Annotated in this window: 17 protein-coding genes and 2 tRNA genes; 8 read left to right on the top strand and 11 right to left on the bottom strand. The window is 65.6% G+C overall.

Annotated features, from left to right (window positions below; all coding sequences use genetic code 11):
• Positions 1-270 precede the first annotated feature (270 nt).
• Both Q1W26_RS05840 and Q1W26_RS05835 read left to right on the top strand, forming a co-directional pair.
• A complete protein-coding gene (locus Q1W26_RS05840) occupies positions 271-882 on the top strand; it encodes a hypothetical protein (RefSeq protein WP_300437087.1) in 612 nt (203 codons plus the stop codon).
• Positions 883-1106: 224 nt separating this feature from the next.
• Positions 1107-1256, top strand: coding sequence for a hypothetical protein (locus Q1W26_RS05835; RefSeq protein ID WP_300437085.1), 150 nt, complete (start codon positions 1107-1109; stop codon positions 1254-1256).
• A 471-nt stretch (positions 1257-1727) separates the two neighbouring features.
• Here Q1W26_RS05835 and Q1W26_RS05830 read toward each other — a convergent pair whose 3' ends face one another.
• Complete coding sequence (locus Q1W26_RS05830; RefSeq protein WP_300437082.1) at positions 1728-2090, bottom strand: hypothetical protein; 363 nt, start codon at positions 2088-2090, stop codon at positions 1728-1730.
• A 22-nt stretch (positions 2091-2112) separates the two neighbouring features.
• Entirely contained in the window at positions 2113-2766 is a 654-nt protein-coding gene (locus Q1W26_RS05825; RefSeq protein WP_300437080.1) for a hypothetical protein, read from the bottom strand.
• A 165-nt stretch (positions 2767-2931) separates the two neighbouring features.
• Here Q1W26_RS05825 and Q1W26_RS05820 point away from each other — a divergent pair, with 165 nt between their 5' ends.
• Positions 2932-3246 (top strand): helix-turn-helix transcriptional regulator, encoded by a 315-nt coding sequence (locus tag Q1W26_RS05820; protein WP_300437077.1) that lies wholly within the window; start codon positions 2932-2934, stop codon positions 3244-3246.
• A gap of 17 nt (positions 3247-3263) precedes the next feature.
• Here Q1W26_RS05820 and Q1W26_RS05815 read toward each other — a convergent pair whose 3' ends face one another.
• The 4 genes from Q1W26_RS05815 to Q1W26_RS05800 all read right to left on the bottom strand — a co-directional run bounded on the left by Q1W26_RS05815 (position 3264) and on the right by Q1W26_RS05800 (position 6597).
• Positions 3264-3842 (bottom strand): hypothetical protein, encoded by a 579-nt coding sequence (locus Q1W26_RS05815; RefSeq protein ID WP_300437075.1) that lies wholly within the window; start codon positions 3840-3842, stop codon positions 3264-3266.
• A gap of 131 nt (positions 3843-3973) precedes the next feature.
• Positions 3974-4948 carry an HD domain-containing protein gene (locus Q1W26_RS05810; protein ID WP_300437073.1) on the bottom strand — a complete coding sequence of 325 codons (975 nt, stop codon included), beginning with the start codon at positions 4946-4948 and terminating at the stop codon, positions 3974-3976.
• The gene (locus Q1W26_RS05805; protein ID WP_300437071.1) at positions 4941-6236 is read right to left on the bottom strand and encodes a site-specific integrase; all 1296 of its coding nucleotides are present in this window, start codon (positions 6234-6236) and stop codon (positions 4941-4943) included. The genes Q1W26_RS05810 and Q1W26_RS05805 overlap by 8 nt, the downstream gene beginning before the upstream one ends.
• Positions 6229-6597: a hypothetical protein gene (locus Q1W26_RS05800; RefSeq protein ID WP_300437068.1), complete on the bottom strand. Its 369-nt coding sequence runs from the start codon at positions 6595-6597 to the stop codon at positions 6229-6231. Before Q1W26_RS05800 ends, Q1W26_RS05805 begins: the two co-directional genes overlap by 8 nt.
• A 152-nt stretch (positions 6598-6749) precedes the next feature.
• On the opposite strand from Q1W26_RS05800, the gene Q1W26_RS05795 reads away from it, so the two are divergent.
• Entirely contained in the window at positions 6750-6980 is a 231-nt protein-coding gene (locus tag Q1W26_RS05795) for a helix-turn-helix transcriptional regulator (RefSeq protein WP_141355181.1), read from the top strand.
• Positions 6981-7201: 221 nt separating this feature from the next.
• Here Q1W26_RS05795 and Q1W26_RS05790 read toward each other — a convergent pair.
• From Q1W26_RS05790 to Q1W26_RS05780, 3 genes are all read right to left on the bottom strand, one after another.
• Positions 7202-7278, bottom strand: a tRNA-Met gene (locus tag Q1W26_RS05790).
• A 176-nt stretch (positions 7279-7454) separates the two neighbouring features.
• On the bottom strand, positions 7455-7568 hold the full coding sequence (locus Q1W26_RS05785; RefSeq protein WP_300437066.1) for a PEP-CTERM sorting domain-containing protein: 114 nt from the start codon (positions 7566-7568) through the stop codon (positions 7455-7457).
• Positions 7569-7798: 230 nt separating this feature from the next.
• Positions 7799-7883: transfer RNA gene (locus tag Q1W26_RS05780), tRNA-Leu, on the bottom strand.
• Positions 7884-8126: 243 nt separating this feature from the next.
• Here Q1W26_RS05780 and xdhA point away from each other — a divergent pair.
• From xdhA to guaD, 4 genes are read left to right on the top strand one after another with little or no spacing between them, the layout of a single operon-like run.
• Entirely contained in the window at positions 8127-9584 is a 1458-nt protein-coding gene (xdhA, locus tag Q1W26_RS05775; RefSeq protein ID WP_300437063.1) for a xanthine dehydrogenase small subunit, read from the top strand.
• Positions 9581-11878 (top strand): xanthine dehydrogenase molybdopterin binding subunit, encoded by a 2298-nt coding sequence (gene xdhB / locus Q1W26_RS05770; RefSeq protein WP_300437061.1) that lies wholly within the window; start codon positions 9581-9583, stop codon positions 11876-11878. Before xdhA ends, xdhB begins: the two co-directional genes overlap by 4 nt.
• A complete protein-coding gene (gene xdhC, locus Q1W26_RS05765) occupies positions 11875-12888 on the top strand; it encodes a xanthine dehydrogenase accessory protein XdhC (protein ID WP_300437058.1) in 1014 nt (337 codons plus the stop codon). Before xdhB ends, xdhC begins: the two co-directional genes overlap by 4 nt.
• Positions 12885-14240 carry a guanine deaminase gene (guaD, locus tag Q1W26_RS05760; protein ID WP_300437055.1) on the top strand — a complete coding sequence of 452 codons (1356 nt, stop codon included), beginning with the start codon at positions 12885-12887 and terminating at the stop codon, positions 14238-14240. The genes xdhC and guaD overlap by 4 nt, the downstream gene beginning before the upstream one ends.
• A gap of 182 nt (positions 14241-14422) precedes the next feature.
• Here guaD and Q1W26_RS05755 read toward each other — a convergent pair whose 3' ends face one another.
• A complete protein-coding gene (locus Q1W26_RS05755; protein ID WP_300437052.1) occupies positions 14423-14785 on the bottom strand; it encodes a DUF805 domain-containing protein in 363 nt (120 codons plus the stop codon).
• Positions 14786-14976: 191 nt separating this feature from the next.
• The gene (locus Q1W26_RS05750) at positions 14977-16200 is read right to left on the bottom strand and encodes a Fic family protein (RefSeq protein WP_300437050.1); all 1224 of its coding nucleotides are present in this window, start codon (positions 16198-16200) and stop codon (positions 14977-14979) included.
• Positions 16201-16313: the final 113 nt, after the last annotated feature.

Raw genomic sequence — 16313 nt, 5'->3', positions numbered from 1 at the left:
CCGCGCGCCTTCCCGCTGGAGTAAGGGCAATCGCACCTTCGCATCATGAAGCATGAGTAATCCTGTGGACGGCAGTTGATCGCTCCCCGTCGCCTTAACAGGGCGTCGAAAAAGTCAGCGTTCCTCACACTCGAGTTGGACAGTTCCAAGGCACATTTCCGCCCCACCCCCAGCAACGGCGCGGGTTTCAGGGCGATGGGGCGCCAAGAGCCTAGATACACGGGTTGTTGATTTTTCGCACTCAATCCCACTACTGTGCTGTGCATGTTCTTGAGACAGAGCAAACAGAAGCGGGCTGACGGCCGGGAGATCACCTACCTGCAGCTGGCCGAGAACGTGTGGGATGCGACGAAGGGGCGTTCGCAGGCACAGATCGTGTTCAACTGCGGCCGTGCCGACGATCCGGGCTGGCGCCTGGTGTGTGCGTGGCCCTACGACGATGTGCACGCACTTCAGGCGGTGTGGCAGCAGCTCTGGATCGATGCCATCGTGCGTGCGCAAGCGCACGGCTGGCGCTTCGGCTTTGAGATGGAGCGGGCGCTCTGCTTCCAGGTCGCCGACCTATTGAGTCTGGACGTGGAGATCGTTTTCTACGACACCACCTCGCTGCACTTCGAGATCGACGACGAGGACAAAGGCGATGAGGCCGGCCAGATGCGTGGCAGCGATACCGCCGGTGCCAAGCTCTACGTGGCGCCCAGAAAGCGCGGCTACGGCAAGAACGGTCGGGGCGATGCACCGCAGATCGTGGTCGGCCTGGCGGTCACCCGCTGTCTGTTCGTCGGGGATGCCGGCATGGTCTCGCAGGCCAATTTCCAGGCGCTCGCCAAGGGCGGCGGAAAGTACCTGATGGCGATCCGATTCGCCGTGGCGACGAGGTGACCGAAGCGGTGCTCTCGCGCCCGAGCCGCTACCGCAAGATCGCCGACAAGCTTGAGGTCAAGGAGGTCGTGGTCGGCGACGGCGAGCGCTGCCGCCGCTACGCGGTGTGCTTCAACCCGTAGGAGGCCCGCCGTCAGCGCGCCCATCGCGACGAGCGCCTCCGCGAACTCGAGGCCGAGCTTGCATGTCTGGCCGATCAGGACGAGGGCGGGCACAGCAAGCGCGTGTGCGCGCTGCGCAGCAGTGCCCGCTACGGGCGCTTCCTGAAGGAGACCCAGCGGGGCCTGGCCATCGACTGGCAGGCCATCGCCGAACTCGAACGCTTCGACGGCAAGTTCGTCGTCCACAGCAAGGATGACACCCTCACCGCATAGGACATGGCACTCGGCTACAAGCAGCGCGTCGAAGAAGCCTGGCGCACGATGAAGGGACGGCATGCGTCCGGTGTTCCACTGGGCGCCCCACCGCATCCACGCCCACATCGCGATCACCGTGCTGTCGCTGCTACTGGAACGCGTGATCCAGCACGCCTGCCAGGAAACTTGGCGCAACGTGCGCGATGACCTCAAGCGCATTCAGCTCGCGCAATTGTCCAGCCCCAACGGCACCGTCTGGCAGGTCACCGAGCCCACGGCGGAAGCGGCCAACCGACCTTTAAGATCAAGCCGCCGCCGGCCATCCCCCGGCTCGACTGAGCCCGACTCCCGCATAGATACACGGCCGTTTCCGGTGCCTCGCCGGACGCCTTGCGGCCGGACGTGTTACTTGGTGGTGTCAAAGTCGGGTGAAAAGAGGGGGCTCCAGGACGAGGTCTCCATGCCCCCTCGTCCCGCCCCGATGCAGAACTACTCGGCCCGCGGCTCCATCTTCCGCTCCGCGCTATTCCTCTCGATCGCCTGCAGCAGGCTGAAGCCGCTCACCGTACACAGCCAGACCAGCCCCCACGCAGCCTCCTCCCCCGCGTTCAGCCAGAAGAACCCGCTGAGCAGCGTCGACAGCGCCGCCACGATGATGCGCGGCACAGGCTGGGGTACCCAAGACAGGATCGCAGAGGCCAGCGAGCTCATCAGCAGGACGTAGGCGATCCCGCCAATGTGACTTCCGGTTTGGTGGAATTCCATCTCCCCCATCGAGAACGCCATCCAGGGCATGAACCACAACAGCACGCCGGCGATCCCCAGCAGTGTTCCAACGACACGTTTGTCCATTTGAGGTGCCTCCTTTCTGGCCTTACTTGCCGGCACGCTCGGCCTGGTTCACAAATGCCCCTTTGAAATCCTCAGGGATGTAGCTGTCGACCACCGTCACCTTGCCGCCGACCGACTCAGCCGCGGCGCGGACGTTGTTCATCGTCCGCGGAATGAACTGGCTCGAGTCCCCGATCAGCGAGCGCCCGACCGCGGCGCTGATTCCCTGCGGAGTCAAGCCACTGTTCGCCCGCACGAAGGTCGCGTGGATATCGATGTGGTAGCCGTCCTTGTAAGGCAGGACACACAGGAAGAAGGTCGTCTGCTCGCCGTACTGCGCCATGCTGGTGTTTTCGGTGGAGACCGTCATCAGCGCGTTCTTGCAGACCGGGACGCGGATGCTCTGGGCCTGGGACGCCAGCAGCGCCCCCATCTTCGAATTCGCAAACGGATCCTGGAGCTCGAAGCGTCCCGGCGTCGCCGGCAGCTCCGCGGGGGGAATCTCCCGATTCACCCGCAGCTTGCTGGCACTCGTCTGCACGGCGTCGAGCACCGCCTTCAGAAACTGGTTCCGATCCAGCGTGGCGGGCTTGACGTCATAGATCACGAAGGTCGACTCGGTGTGAACCGAGGGTTTCATCGAGGCACAGCCGGTCAGCGCCAGGCCGAGTGCCAGTGCAGTAGTCATCTTGTACATGGTTTTTTCCTTATTCGTATTCGCTATGTGGGCCGTCTGCGCAGCGCTTGAGACACCGCGGCGGCCCGGGTTCGGTGGGTCTTGCGACCATAAAGCTAAGGATTCCTTAGTATGCCATAGCTGTCCTTCCTAAGAATCTCTTAGTCCTCAGCACGGAGGACGGGGATGGAAGAGAAGTCGGTGTTTGCCAGGCGGCTACGGGCAGCCCGGGAGGCGAGAGGCGTATCGCAAAAGCAGCTCGGCATCCTGGCCGGGATCGACCAGTTCGTCGCCAGTGCGCGGATCAACCAGTACGAGCGGGGCAAGCATGTGCCAGACCTGCAGACCGCACAGCGGCTGGCCACGGAACTGAATGTCCCGGTCTCCTACCTGTATGAACCGGATGACGACCTGGCGGAATTGATCCGGCTGCTGGGAGGCTGCTCCCGGGACCAGCTCCACCAGTTGATCACCCAGCTTCAGACCCTCCCAAGCGCCTGAGCCTGGCGACACCCCGCCTATTGCGGCCCTGCATCGCGTTGTCGATACAGCGCCTCGATACGCTCCCGGCACCGCGCATACGCCCGCTGGATCCCGCCCAGGACACTGAGCGGTGCGCGGCGCATCGCCCCGGTCCGCTCCGCGTGGCCAGCGTCGGTCAACTCACCCTGCAACCACAGGGCGTCCAGCAGCTGGATAGCGAGATCGGCGCGGAGGAAGAGGTCCACGTACGCGCTCGCCAGCGGCGTGCGGATGTCGGCGCTCAAGGGCTCGACCCGGCCCGGCTCGCCCGAATTGAGGCCGGCGGCGTCGAGCTGGGCTCGCGTCCAGTCGATCATCTTCTCGACCTTGTGCGCCTGCTGTGCGACGCAGTCCTTCAGATGCTGCAGCTCCTCCAGGGGATAGGCATCCCGCAGGACATTCGGCGCATAGACGCACACCGCGTACAGGCGCCGACTGGCCTCTTCGAAGTTCCACTTCCAGACGCCGATCAGGCGCGGATTGGCCAGATCGACGGTTCGGGTGATGCAGGTGCCACGCAGGGTCCGATCTTGAGGACTTATTTCAGGACGAGCGAAGCCATCATGTTGATCCATGAGAATCTCCAAGCAATTTCGAGGATGGGAATGACGGGACGTCCGCTGTCAGAAACAGCATACCGAAACGTCCCGACTTTCAAAGCGAGCGACCGGCGCCACCGCGGGGGATCGCGGCGGCCCGGCCAGCCTCACTCCCGCACGACGTAAGGCCGTCCGCCCAGGTGGCGGTGATAGGCACCGAAGCCCCCGTCCCGCGCCGCGTGGCGGCTGACGAGGTCGGCCTGACCCGAGAGGCGATCCACCGTCGACAGGATGTGGGCGTCCAGGCTCAGGGGCTCCCGCAGCCCCAGCCAGTCGGGCGCCCCCTTGGCGGCGGTGATGGCATGAAGGAGCGCCAGATAATGAGCCTCCGGCACGATCACCCGGTGCTGGGCCCGGGCGGCCGCGATCCACTCGAGGACCGTATGCTTGTGGCCCAAGAGCGCCCCGCGCTCCGTCATCTCGTAGCGTCCGCGCACCGGATTGAACTGGTACTCCTCCGCCTTGCCCGCGTCGTGCAGCAGGCTCCCGGCGATCAACACCGGCAGATGCACCTCCGCGTGATGGCAACCCAGGGTCCGGGCCCGCTCCGCGACCTCCAGCGCATGGCGGAAGTTACCGTTGCGGCCGTTGTGATGCCCCTGCAGCGAACTCGGCCCCTCGAGATAACGCTGGAAGCGGCGAGGATCCCAGAACACCGCGTTGAAGAGATGCTGCAGCGGCCGGCCCAGGCCCTCCCAGAAACGTCCCGCCCGCGCGACGAGCGCCCGATCCCGGACCCAGGCGTGGGGCACCGTGTCGAAGGGATTCAAGCTCGCCTCGGGCCGTTCGAGCTTCACCAGCCGCGCGATGCGGATCGCCCCCAGGGTGCTGGTCGGCCGGCCGAGCCAGCGGATCGACACCAGGCTGCCCGCGGTCAGCCGGCTGTCCGGATGCCGGCACAGCCACTCCACCCGCAGCACCGCCTGCTCATGGAAGACGACCGCCACGTTGAGCAGGTTGCGTGCGTCGAAGGGCAGACGCTCGATCGACTGGATCCGGAAGACCGGCGGCAGGCGGTCGATGACGTGATCCGGCTGCGGCAGTCGGCTTACTGAAAACACAGTTTGACGGGCATCAGACATGGTGATGAGCTCCTTCAACAACGACGTTTTGTGCGGAGGACGCAAAGCGCTCACTCAGCAAGCGCTCGAAAGCAGATCCATCTTTGCGGGTCAGGTTGGGCACGTAACGGGAATACACTTTGAACAGCATCTCGGTGCTCGTGTGCCCCATCTGTCGGGCGATCCACTCGGGGTTTTCCCCGGCGGCGAGCCACAACGTCGCGGCCGTATGGCGGGTCTGATATGGCCGTCGCTGCTTGAGCCCGAGGTGCCGTAGCAAGGGGTACCAGATGCGCTTGGTGATGTTGTTGTGGTCCAGCGCGTGACCCGTGCTGTTGCAGAAGACGAAACCCTTCAAGCGCCCGGAGCGAGCCAGTTGGCGCTTGAGCGCGTCGTACACCACCTGGGACATCTGGATGTCGCGCACGGACTCGATGGTCTTGGCGTCTTCCTCCACCACGCCGAGGACAATCGTTTCCCGCACGAGGATCAGCTGGCGTTCGAAATCCACGTACTTCCACTTGAGCCCATCCACCTCGCCGGTTCGCATCCCGGTGAAGAAGCGCACCGTGTAGTAATCGCGGAAGTCCTCCCTTACGGTGTCGAGAATGCGTTGCACCTCGGCGAGCGTGAAGGGTTCGACATCGCTCTTGGGGATACGCAGTGGTTTGATGTTGTAGTAAGGGCTGGTAAATTTGTACCGGTCGGAGGCTTCTGCAAGGATCAGGCTCATCACATTCATGATGGCGTTGATCCGGCGGGGCGACAGCGTTTCCTTCTTCCGACCTTTGACTTTGGCGAGTTCGGACCGGAATTGGAGGAGTTCTTCCCGCAGGAGGCTTCCGACATCCCGCGCCCCAAAACGGGGCAGCAGATGCTTGGTGACGATGTCGCTGACGGTACGCTGGTAGGAGCGCCGCCAGGTCACTTGGTTTTCCAGCTGCCAGGTCTCGGCAAATGCGCCGATGGTCGGGCGAGCGGTGGAAGCCGCAAGAGAAGTGGGCGATGGAGGAGCAGAGATCACCGCAGGGCTGTCCACCTGAGGTGTTGGCTGATCGAGGTCGATCTCCCGAGTCACCTCACTTCCGGCGACCGCAAAAGTCGCGGCAAGCTTGCTGCCGGGGAAGAAGGCCGAGTAGTCGAAAACGCCTTGGTGAATCTCCAGCTCGATACGCTGCAAGACCTTTTCCAGCCGACGCCGGTTCGCGGGCGTGTCGTCCAACAGAGTTTGTTCTCTGCAACGCGTTCCTCGAAAGCGGAAGTCGAAGAACAGTTTTCCGGAGTCCGCCCGGGCTCTGATACTAGCCATGGCGAGCCTCCTTCTGTGCGGTCTGGGCCCGCAGGTGTTGTCCAGACTTCCGGGGTGACCCCGGAATCGTTGCAACCCGGCACGCCACCCCGCTGGCCATGGGAATCATGACTGCACGGGTGTGCTCTGGCTGGCCGCGAGCCGGCGCTGCAGCCTGGACAAGCCCCGCATCTAGCGATTCAAGAGCCATGTCTTTCTCGATCTGCTCCCATACGTAGAGGATCTTCCGACCCCCGAATGGACGGATGTAATGCACACCCTCAAGCAGAACCGAGTCCTTCAGACGTTCGCGGATGGTCCGGACGTCGTACTTGATCCGAGCAGCAAGCTCCTCGGTTGTTAGGTAGGTGTTAGCGGACATGATGACTTCTCCGTAGAATTGATCTCTCAGTAGGATTTTTTGCTGCTCAATGGCTTCAAAACGATCTACTGGAGACCATTCTACACAAAAAGAAGACCTGTCAAAGCCCTTTTTGATCTTTTGGAGATCATTTTTTATTTTTGGAGCGCAACGTGATCAAGTGCCACCTATCCCGCCTCCTTGGCGAGCGGAAGCTGAAGATCAGCGATGTCACACGGGACACGGGCATCAACCGGGGAACGCTGACCCGCCTGTATCACGAGACCGCCGAGCGCGTGGAGCTCGATGTCCTGGATGCCCTATGCACCTACCTGAACTGCGGGCTGCCCGACTTGCTGGAGTATCAAAAGAGTGAGCAGGCTTCTCCACCCCCAACTCCCTGACCCAACGGATAGGCTGAAGGAGGGTGTGACGCACGTATCGGGGGCTGTGCCCACCGGGCACGCTGCCTGAAGGTCAAACCAGCCATGGCTCGCAAAAAGCGGGGTTTTGTCCGGGCACAGGATGGGCACGGATTGGGCACTGGGTGGGCACAGGCTGCGACCCGGGCCCAAAAAGCAAAAAGGCCCAAGCACGTAAATGCTTGAGCCTTAAAGCTTTTGTTTGGTTGCGGGGGCAGGATTTGAACCTGCGACCTTCGGGTTATGAGCCCGACGAGCTGCCAGACTGCTCCACCCCGCGTCTGAAGAAATGAATTCTACCAGAATTCACGCATCTGTCAAATTTTTATTGCGTCGCACAATGCAGGTGGCGCCACGGAGCCGCGTGCAGGCCGGCTTTTGACCCGGCAAAAGCCGGCGCCCGATCACACAAGGGGCGTAAAAAAACCAGCCGGGAGCCAAGCCCGGGCAGATGCATCAGGCCTTGCGGCGACGTGCAGCGGCGAGGCCCACCAAGCCCAGGCCGACCAGCGCCATCGAGGCGGGTTCGGGAACCGAAGCGCGGGGAATCGTGATGTCAGCGCAAGCCACGTCATCGCACCTCCAGCTTGCGCGGCATGCGCGCGGGCTTGGCCACCTTGATCCGGGTGCCAGCGAGGGACGTCAGAGGGTATCGGCTTCAGAAAAGAAAACAGCGGATTCCCCACAGACCCTCCCCACCACTCTCGGCTTGCCCCAGAACCCTACAGACGCAAAAAAGGCCGGAACCCTTGATTTCTCGGGGCTGACCGGCCTTTATTGAACTACTTCGGAACTTCTTTTGGTGCCTTGGGCGAGACTCGAACTCGCACGGCTTGCGCCACTACCCCCTCAAGATAGCGTGTCTACCAATTTCACCACCAAGGCACTGCAACTGCATGGCTGAACCGACATTTGCATCGGCACAACTGCTTCACGGCGAGGTTTTTGCCTGAGAAGCTGAAGGGGCCGCAATATAGACGATGAATCCGGGGCCGTCAAGGAAGAAAAAATATTCTGCCCCGCTGCGGCCGGAAAGCGCCCGCGAAGACTTCACCAAAAGCGCACCGGGCCGCCATGTGTTAGCGTGAAAGTATCGGCGTTTCCGACGCACAGGAACGGGTGCGAACCATGAGCGAACGAGCCATCAGCTTCCATTTTCGCGGCGCCATCAGGCAGGTGGAGGGCCTTTCGCCGACGCGTACCGTCCTGCAGTATCTGCGCGAGGAGTGCCACGCCACCGGCACCAAGGAAGGCTGCGCAGAGGGCGATTGCGGGGCGTGCACGGTGGTGATCGGCGAGAAGCGGGGCGCCCGGCTGCAGTTGCGGGCCGTGAATGCCTGCCTCCAGTTTTTGCCCATGCTCGACGGCAAGGCGCTGTTCACCGTGGAAGATCTTGCACCGCTGGCCGGCACCGGCCAGTTGCACCCGCTACAGCAGGCGCTGGTGGATGGCCACGCATCGCAATGCGGTTTCTGCACGCCGGGCTTCGTGATGTCGCTGTTCGCGCTCTACGAAAACACGCCGGACTGCCCCACGCGGGACTCGGTGATGGAGGCGATTTCCGGCAACCTGTGCCGCTGCACCGGCTACCGGCCCATCATCGATGCCATGCCGGCCGCCTGGGCGTTGCCGCGGGTGGGCATCGAGCGCACCGCGGTGCTGGCCGCCCTCGATGAAATGGCCGCCCTCCCGACGCTGGAGTACCGCATCGGCGAGCAGTGCTTCATCGCTCCCCGCAGCCTCGCCGAACTCGCCGCCGCCCGGCTGGCCATGCCGGAGGCGCGCCTCGTGGCCGGCGCGACGGACGTGGGCCTGTGGGTGACCAAACAGCTGCGCCCTATCCGCGACATGCTCGGACTCGGCGCCGTGCCCGAACTCAAGGCCATCCACCGCGACGCCGGCACGCTCGTCATCGGCGCGAGCGCCAGCCTCACCGACGCCTTTGCGGCGCTTGTCGATTTCGAGCCGGGCTGGGCCGACATCGCCCGCCGCTTTGCCGCGCCACCGATCAGGAACGCCGGCACCCTGGGCGGCAACCTTGCCAACGCTTCGCCCATCGGCGATTCGATGCCCGGCCTGATTGCCCTCGACGCCCGGGTGCTGCTGCGTCGCGGCGAGCGCCTGCGCCGCGTGCCGCTCGAAGATTTTTATACCGGCTACCAGCAAACGGCCCTTGAACCCGGCGAATTCATTCAGGCGCTGGAGCTGCCCCCCGCTCCCGCCGGCCGCCTGTTCCGCTGCTGGAAAATCGCCAGGCGCTTCGATCAGGACATCTCCACCGTGTGCGGCGCCTTCGCGCTGACCCTGGCCGACGGGCACGTCGGCGACGCCCGCATCGCCTTCGGCGGCATGGCCGCCACACCCCGGCGCGCGCCCATCACAGAGGCGCTGCTCCTTGGCCAGCCGTGGAAGGCGGACACGGTCAGCGATGCCATGGCCGTTCTGGCCGAAGAATTCACGCCGCTCGATGACCTACGCGCCAGCGCGGCCTACCGCCGGCAAGTTGCCGCCAAGCTGCTGCAGCGCCTGTGGCTGGAGGCCAGCGGCGTGCCGGTAAGCCTCTGCGGGCTGGAGCCGCAAACATGAACACCACCCCGCCGCCCGTCGGGGCCGCCCTGCCCCACGAAAGTGCCCATCTGCACGTCACGGGCGAAGCCGCCTACACCGACGACCTGCCGGAGCCCGCCGGCACCCTGCACGCGGCCCCCGGCCTCTCCAGCGTCGCCCACGGGCGCATCGTGTCCCTCGACCTTTCGGCGGTGCGCGCGGCCCCCGGCGTGCGCGCGGTGATCGTTGCCGCCGACATTCCCGGCGACAACAACTGCGGGGCGGCCGTGCACGACGACCCCATCCTTGCCGATGGCGAAGTGAGCTTCCACGGCCAGCCGCTGTTTGCCGTCGCCGCCGACACCCGTGACCAGGCCCGCCACGCCGCCCGCCTGGCTCAAGTCGAAATCGAAGCATGGCCGGCCCTTCTTACCGTCGAAGACGCGCTGGCCGCCGACAGCCATGTGCTGCCACCGGTCGACATCAGCCGGGGCGACGTGGCCGCCGCCCTGGCCAGCGCGCCCCATCGCCTGGCCGGCACGCTGCACCTGGGCGGGCAGGAGCACTTCTATCTCGAAGGCCAGGTTTCGCTGGCGATCCCCCGGGAAGACGACAGCCTGCACCTCGTCAGCTCAACCCAGCACCCCACCGAAATCCAGCACATCGTCGCGCACGCCCTCGGCTGGCGCATGCATCAGGTGAGCTGCGAATGTCGGCGCATGGGCGGCGGCTTTGGCGGCAAGGAATCCCAGGCCGCCCAGTGGGCCTGCATCGCCGCGGTGCTGGCCCGGCGCACCGGCAAGCCGGTCAAGATGCGCCTCGATCGCGACGACGACATGCGCGCCACCGGCAAGCGCCACGACTTTCGCATCGAATACGAAGCCGGCTTCGACGCGGCCGGCCGCATCATCGGCCTCAAGCTGCTGCTCGCCTCGCGCTGCGGCTTCTCGGCGGATCTTTCCGGCCCGATCAACGACCGCGCGGTCTTTCACGCCGACAACGCCTATTACCTCGACACAGTCGCCATCCGCAGCCTGCGCTGCCGCACCCACACGGTGTCCAACACGGCCTTCCGCGGCTTTGGCGGGCCGCAGGGCATGTTCGCCATCGAATCGGTGATCGACGATATCACCCGCCACCTGCAGCTCGACCCGCTGGCCGTGCGCCGCGCCAACTTCTACGACGCCCCGCCTCGCAACACCACGCCCTACGGCATGACGGTCGAGGACAACGTGATCGCGCCGCTGGTTAGCCAGCTCGCCCTTGATGCCGGCTACGCCCCCCGCCGCGCCGCCATTGCCGCCTTCAACGCCGCCAGCCCGGTCATCAAGCGCGGCATCGCCCTCACCCCGGTCAAGTTCGGCATCTCCTTCACCGCCACCTTCTTCAACCAGGCCGGCGCGCTGGTGCACGTTTACAAGGATGGCACGGTTCAGGTCAGCCACGGCGGCACCGAAATGGGCCAGGGGCTGCACACCAAGATCCGCCAGATCGTCGCCGGTGAATTCGGCCTGCCGGTGGCCGACGTGCGCCTGTCCGCCACCGACACCCGCCAGGTGCCCAACACCTCGGCCACCGCCGCCTCCAGCGGCACCGACCTCAACGGCAAGGCCGCCCAGGCAGCCTGCCGGACGATCTGCCAACGCCTGGCCGCCTTCGTCGCCGGACGGCTCGGCAGCGACGCCGGGCAGGTCGGCTTTGCCGATGGCCAGGTGCGCGCGCCGGGCTTCAACCGCCCCTTCGCCCAGGTCGTCGCCGACGCCTACCGGGCCCGCGTGCAGCTGTGGGATGCCGGCTTCTACGCCACGCCCAAGATCCACTTCGACCCGACCACCCTGCGCGGCCGGCCCTTCTACTATTTCGCCTACGGCGCCGCGGTGAGCGAAGTGGCCATCGACACCCTCACCGGCGAACACCGCGTGCTGCGTGTCGATATCCTTCACGACGCCGGCCGCCCGATCAATCCGGCCATCGACATCGGCCAGATCGAAGGCGGCTTCATGCAGGGCCTCGGCTGGCTCACCTGCGAAGAACTGGTCTTTGGCGCCGATGGCCGCCTGCTGACCCACGCGCCCTCCACCTACAAGATTCCCGCCGTCTCCAACCTGCCACCGGTATTCAACGTGCGCCTGTTCGACAACGCCAATAGAGAAGACGCCATCCACCGCTCCAAGGCCGTTGGCGAACCCCCGCTGATGCTGGCCCTGTCGGTTTTCTTCGCGCTGCGCGACGCGGTGGCCGCCGCCCTGGAGCCGGGCGCCCGCCCGCAGCTCGACGCCCCCGCCACGCCGGAAGCCATCCTGCGCGCCCTCAACGGAGGCACCCTGACATGAACAGCTGGCTCCCGGCCCTCGCCGACACCCTCGCCCGCGGCCAGGCCGCGGTGCTCGTCACCGTGGTGCACACCGTCGGCTCCACGCCCCGCGAAGCCGGCGCCACCATGCTGATCGGGGCTGCCGCCAGCCTTGGCAGCGTTGGCGGCGGCCAGCTCGAATGGCTGGCCAGCGGCGCCGCGCGGGCCCTGCTTGAAGTGGGCGGCCCGCCGCGCCTCTTGCGTATCGCCCTCGGCCCGTCGCTGGGCCAGTGCTGCGGCGGCATCGTGTGGCTGGTCATCGAACGCATCGACCCGCCGGAGGCCGCCGCCTGGCAAGCCCGCGCCGCCACCCTTGCCGCCGGCCACGCCCTGCAACGCCGCATTGCCGAAGGCGACCCGGCCTCCGCGTGGCAGGCCATCGAACACTGCGGCGGCGACACAGCGCTCATGCAGGTGCGCGGCGCCCGCTGGACATTCACCCAGCAGATCGGTGCCGACACCTTTCCGGTACTGATCTTCGGCGCCGGCCACGTGGGCACCGCCACCGTCCACGCCCTTGCGCCTCTCGGCGCCCGCATCACCTGGGTGGATGGGCGCGACGACATTTTTCCGGCGAGCCTTCCGCCCGGCGTGGAGGCCGTTGCCACCGACACGCCCACCTCCGAAGTGCGCGCCGCGCCGCCGGGCAGCTACTTCCTGGTCATGACCCACAGCCACACGCTGGATTTCTCGATCTGCGAGGCCATCTTCGAGCGCCACGATTTTGCCTGGTTCGGCCTCATCGGCTCGGCCAGCAAGCGCGCCAGCTTCAACCGCCAGTTCACCGCCCGCGGCCTGCCGCCGCTGCGCCTCGCCGACCTCACCTGCCCCATCGGCATTGCCGGCATCCGCAGCAAGCACCCGGCAGCCATCGCCGCCTCGGTGGCCGCCCAGCTGCTGCAGATTCGCGAAGCCCGCACCGCCATCCGCCACGCCGCCCACCCCGGCCCCGACGCCCCGCCGCTGTCATCCATGCCGCGCCCGCAATGAACGCCGCCACCTCGCAACACGTCCTCGTCCGCGGCCAGGTTCTGCACTTTGTCGCCGACCCCGGCCCCGCCGACGCCCCCGCCGCCTGGCAGTATTTCGACGACGGCGCGCTGTGGATCAGCGACGGCCACATCCGCGCCGCCGGCCCCTGGAGCGACATCAGCGCCGCCATGCCGCCCGGCATCCGCCACGCCGCCACGCTCCACGACCACCGCGGCCGCCTCGTCCTGCCCGGCTTCGTCGACTGCCACATGCACTACCCGCAAGCCGGCGTCATCGCCTCCTTCGGCCGCCAGCTGCTCGACTGGCTCAACGACTACACCTTTCCTGCCGAGGCCCGCTTTGCCGATGTCCACGAAGCCGAACGCACCGCCGCCTTCGTCGTCGACCGCCTGCTCGCCCACGGCACCACCACCGCCTCGGTGTTCGCCACCGTGCACGCCCATTCGGTTGATGCATTCTTCAGCGCCGCCAGCGCCAGAAACCTGCGCATGCTGTGCGGCAAGGTACTGATGGATCGCAACTGCCCCGAAAACCTGCGCGACACGGCCACCCGCGGCGACCGCGACAGCCGCGCCCTCATCGAGCGCTGGCACGGCCAGGGCCGCCTGCGCTACAGCATCACCCCGCGCTTTGCCGCCAGCTCCACGCCACAACAACTGCAGCTCGCCGGCGAACTGTTCGCCTCCCGGCCCAACCTGCACCTGCAAAGCCACCTCGCCGAAAACCCGGCCGAAATCGCCTGGGTAAAGGCCCTCTTCCCCGAGCGACGCAGCTACCTGGATGTTTACGCCCATCACGGGCTGACCAGGCCGCGCGCCCTCTACGCCCACTGCATCCACCTCGACGCGCCGGATCGCCAGGCCCTGGCCGCCAGCGGCACCGCGGCAGCCTTCTGCCCCAGCTCCAACCTGTTCCTGGGCAGCGGCTTCTTCGATCATGCCGCCAGCACCCAGGCAGGCATGCGCGTGGGCCTTGCCACCGACGTGGGCGCCGGCACCGGCTTCAGCCTGCTGCGCACCCTGGGCGACGCCTATTCGGTCAGCCAGGCCCGCGCCGCGCCGCTATCCGGCCTGCGCGGCTTCTACCTCGCCACCCTCGGCGGCGCCCGGGCGCTTTATCTCGACGAATTCATCGGCAACTTCAGCCCCGGCCGGGAAGCCGATTTCGTCGTCCTCGACTGGGCCGCCACCCCCGAACTCGACTGGCGCATGGAGCGCACCCAATCCCTCGCCGAACGCCTGTTCGCCCTGATGATCCTGGGCGACGAACGCTGCGTGGTGGCCACCCACGTGATGGGCGAGCGCGTTTTTCAGCGCATCCGGCCAGGCTATTCACCCGGCCTCGCGTAGGGGCGACTTCAGTCGCCCGCGGACTCTGATCTGCGGCATGTCGATGATTCAACGCGCCGAGGGCGACTGAAGTCGCCCTCACACAAAATCATCCGTGCCCCTTTTTTGTCGCAGCCGCAAACGGAACAGCCTCCGTTAGAACTCATCAACCCGGTCATTGAATACCGACCACCCGCTCAGGATTAATAAGAGAGCACCAGCGCCTTCGGATTGGGCCCGTACTCGTTTGCCTCCGGCTGGCTGTCCTGCAGCGCAAACACCACCAGGATCAGGGCCCCCACCACGGGAACCACCATCAACAGCGCCCACCAGCCCGACCTGCCGATGTCGTGCAGTCGGCGAACCGTCACCGCAACACTCGGCAGCAACACCCCAAGGCTGTAGATGCCGGTCAGCAGCTCCGCCTGATCACCCAGCACGCTGCCAACGATAGAAAGCACAAAGAACGCCAGCAGGTTGAACAGCGTAAACATCCAGTATTCCTTGCGCTGGGAGCGCCCCTTGAAATCCGCGTACTTCTTCAAGGCCATCAAATACCAATCCATGAAAATCTCCTGAGCTTCGCGGCAAGCAACCGCAGCGACAAACGGTAGCACGGCCTGCAAACCATGCATCCCGTGGGTCGGATCTCGCCCCTGCGGCACTGGCTCGGCCGACACCGAACCCACCGGCTTGCGGCAGCATGCGACGGGGGCACCCCAAACCTGGGCCTCTGCTCCACCAACTTACGGCTGATCTACGCTTCGCGCTCGTTCAACTCGTACCCCGTGCTACGCCCGCCCGCAGCCATCTTCCGAAGCACCCCACGGGCAAGCAGATCGTTGATGTCACGCAGGGCCGTATCCGCCGAGCACCTGGCCATCGCCGCCCACTTGCTGCTGGTGAGTTTTCCCTCGAAGCCGTCCAGCAGCTGATTGAGCACCTTCACCTGCCGCTCGCTGAGCGGCGTGGCCGCCCAGCGCTGCCAGAAGCGCGTCCTGGCCAGTACGGCATCGAGCGTTTGACTGGCCTGATCGACGGCGTGGTGGAGGCTCTCCAGAAACCAGGCCAGCCAGCCCGTGACATCCATGCTGCCCTTCTGGGTTCGCTCGAGAATCCCGTAGTAGGCCTTCCGGTCGCGCTGGATCTGTGCAGACAGGCTGTAAAAGCGCTGCGGGCTGCCGTCGGCCCGGGCGAGCAACAGATCACCGACCGCCCTCGCAATCCGTCCATTGCCGTCGTTGAACGGGTGCAAGGTAACCAACCAGAGGTGACCCAGGCCGGCCTTGATGAGTGCAGCCTCGCCCGTGTCGGCATTCAGCCAGTCGAGGAATCGCGCGGTTTCCGCCGGAAGCCGCGCTGCCGGCGGAGCCTCGAAGTGGACCTTCTGCCGCCCCATCAGCCCGGAGATCACCTGCATCGGCCCGCTCGCATCATCGCGCCAGCCGGCAACCGTGATCCGCGTGATGCCCGAATAGCCTGTTGGAAACAGCGCCGCATGCCAGCCGAACAGGCGTTCCTCGGTCATCGGCCGGGCGCAGTTTGCCGTCGCATCCAGCACCATCTCCACCACGCCCTCCACATGGCGATCGACAGGCGCCAGCGCACCGATATCCACCCCCAGGCGACGGGCAATGCTCGAACGGACGGAGGCGACATTCAGGTGCTCGCCTTCAATCTCGCTGGTCTTGACGACATCATCGGTGAGCGCGAGCAGGCTCGCCTGAGCCCGCGTCGCCGCACCCACGTCAGCCAGCCGTCCGAGAAGCATGCCCTGGGCCCGGCTCACTTCGGCCAGCCGGCCGGCCAGGGCGGTGAGGTCATAGCGCCAGAGCGGCCAATCCGGTGCCTGCCAGATATAAAGATAATCACCGTAATTCATGCGGTGATTATGGGCACCCTTCACCGCAGGGGCAAGACAATCGCCGCAAAAAATGCGGCGATCAAGGCGCATATTGTCCGCAACAACCTGAACGATCAACGGCTCAGCCTCCCGGGCTTGTTCTGAACGATGCTCACGGCATCTACCAGGTGGGGACCCCGTCGCTGCCGACCCTTCCCCCGGCGGCCCGGCCGGGCTACCGTGACACACCC

Origin of the sequence: Zoogloea sp., assembly GCF_030157465.1 — a bacterium.
Taxonomy (GTDB): domain Bacteria; phylum Pseudomonadota; class Gammaproteobacteria; order Burkholderiales; family Rhodocyclaceae; genus Zoogloea.
This window is presented reverse-complemented; position numbering and strand designations above follow the sequence as displayed.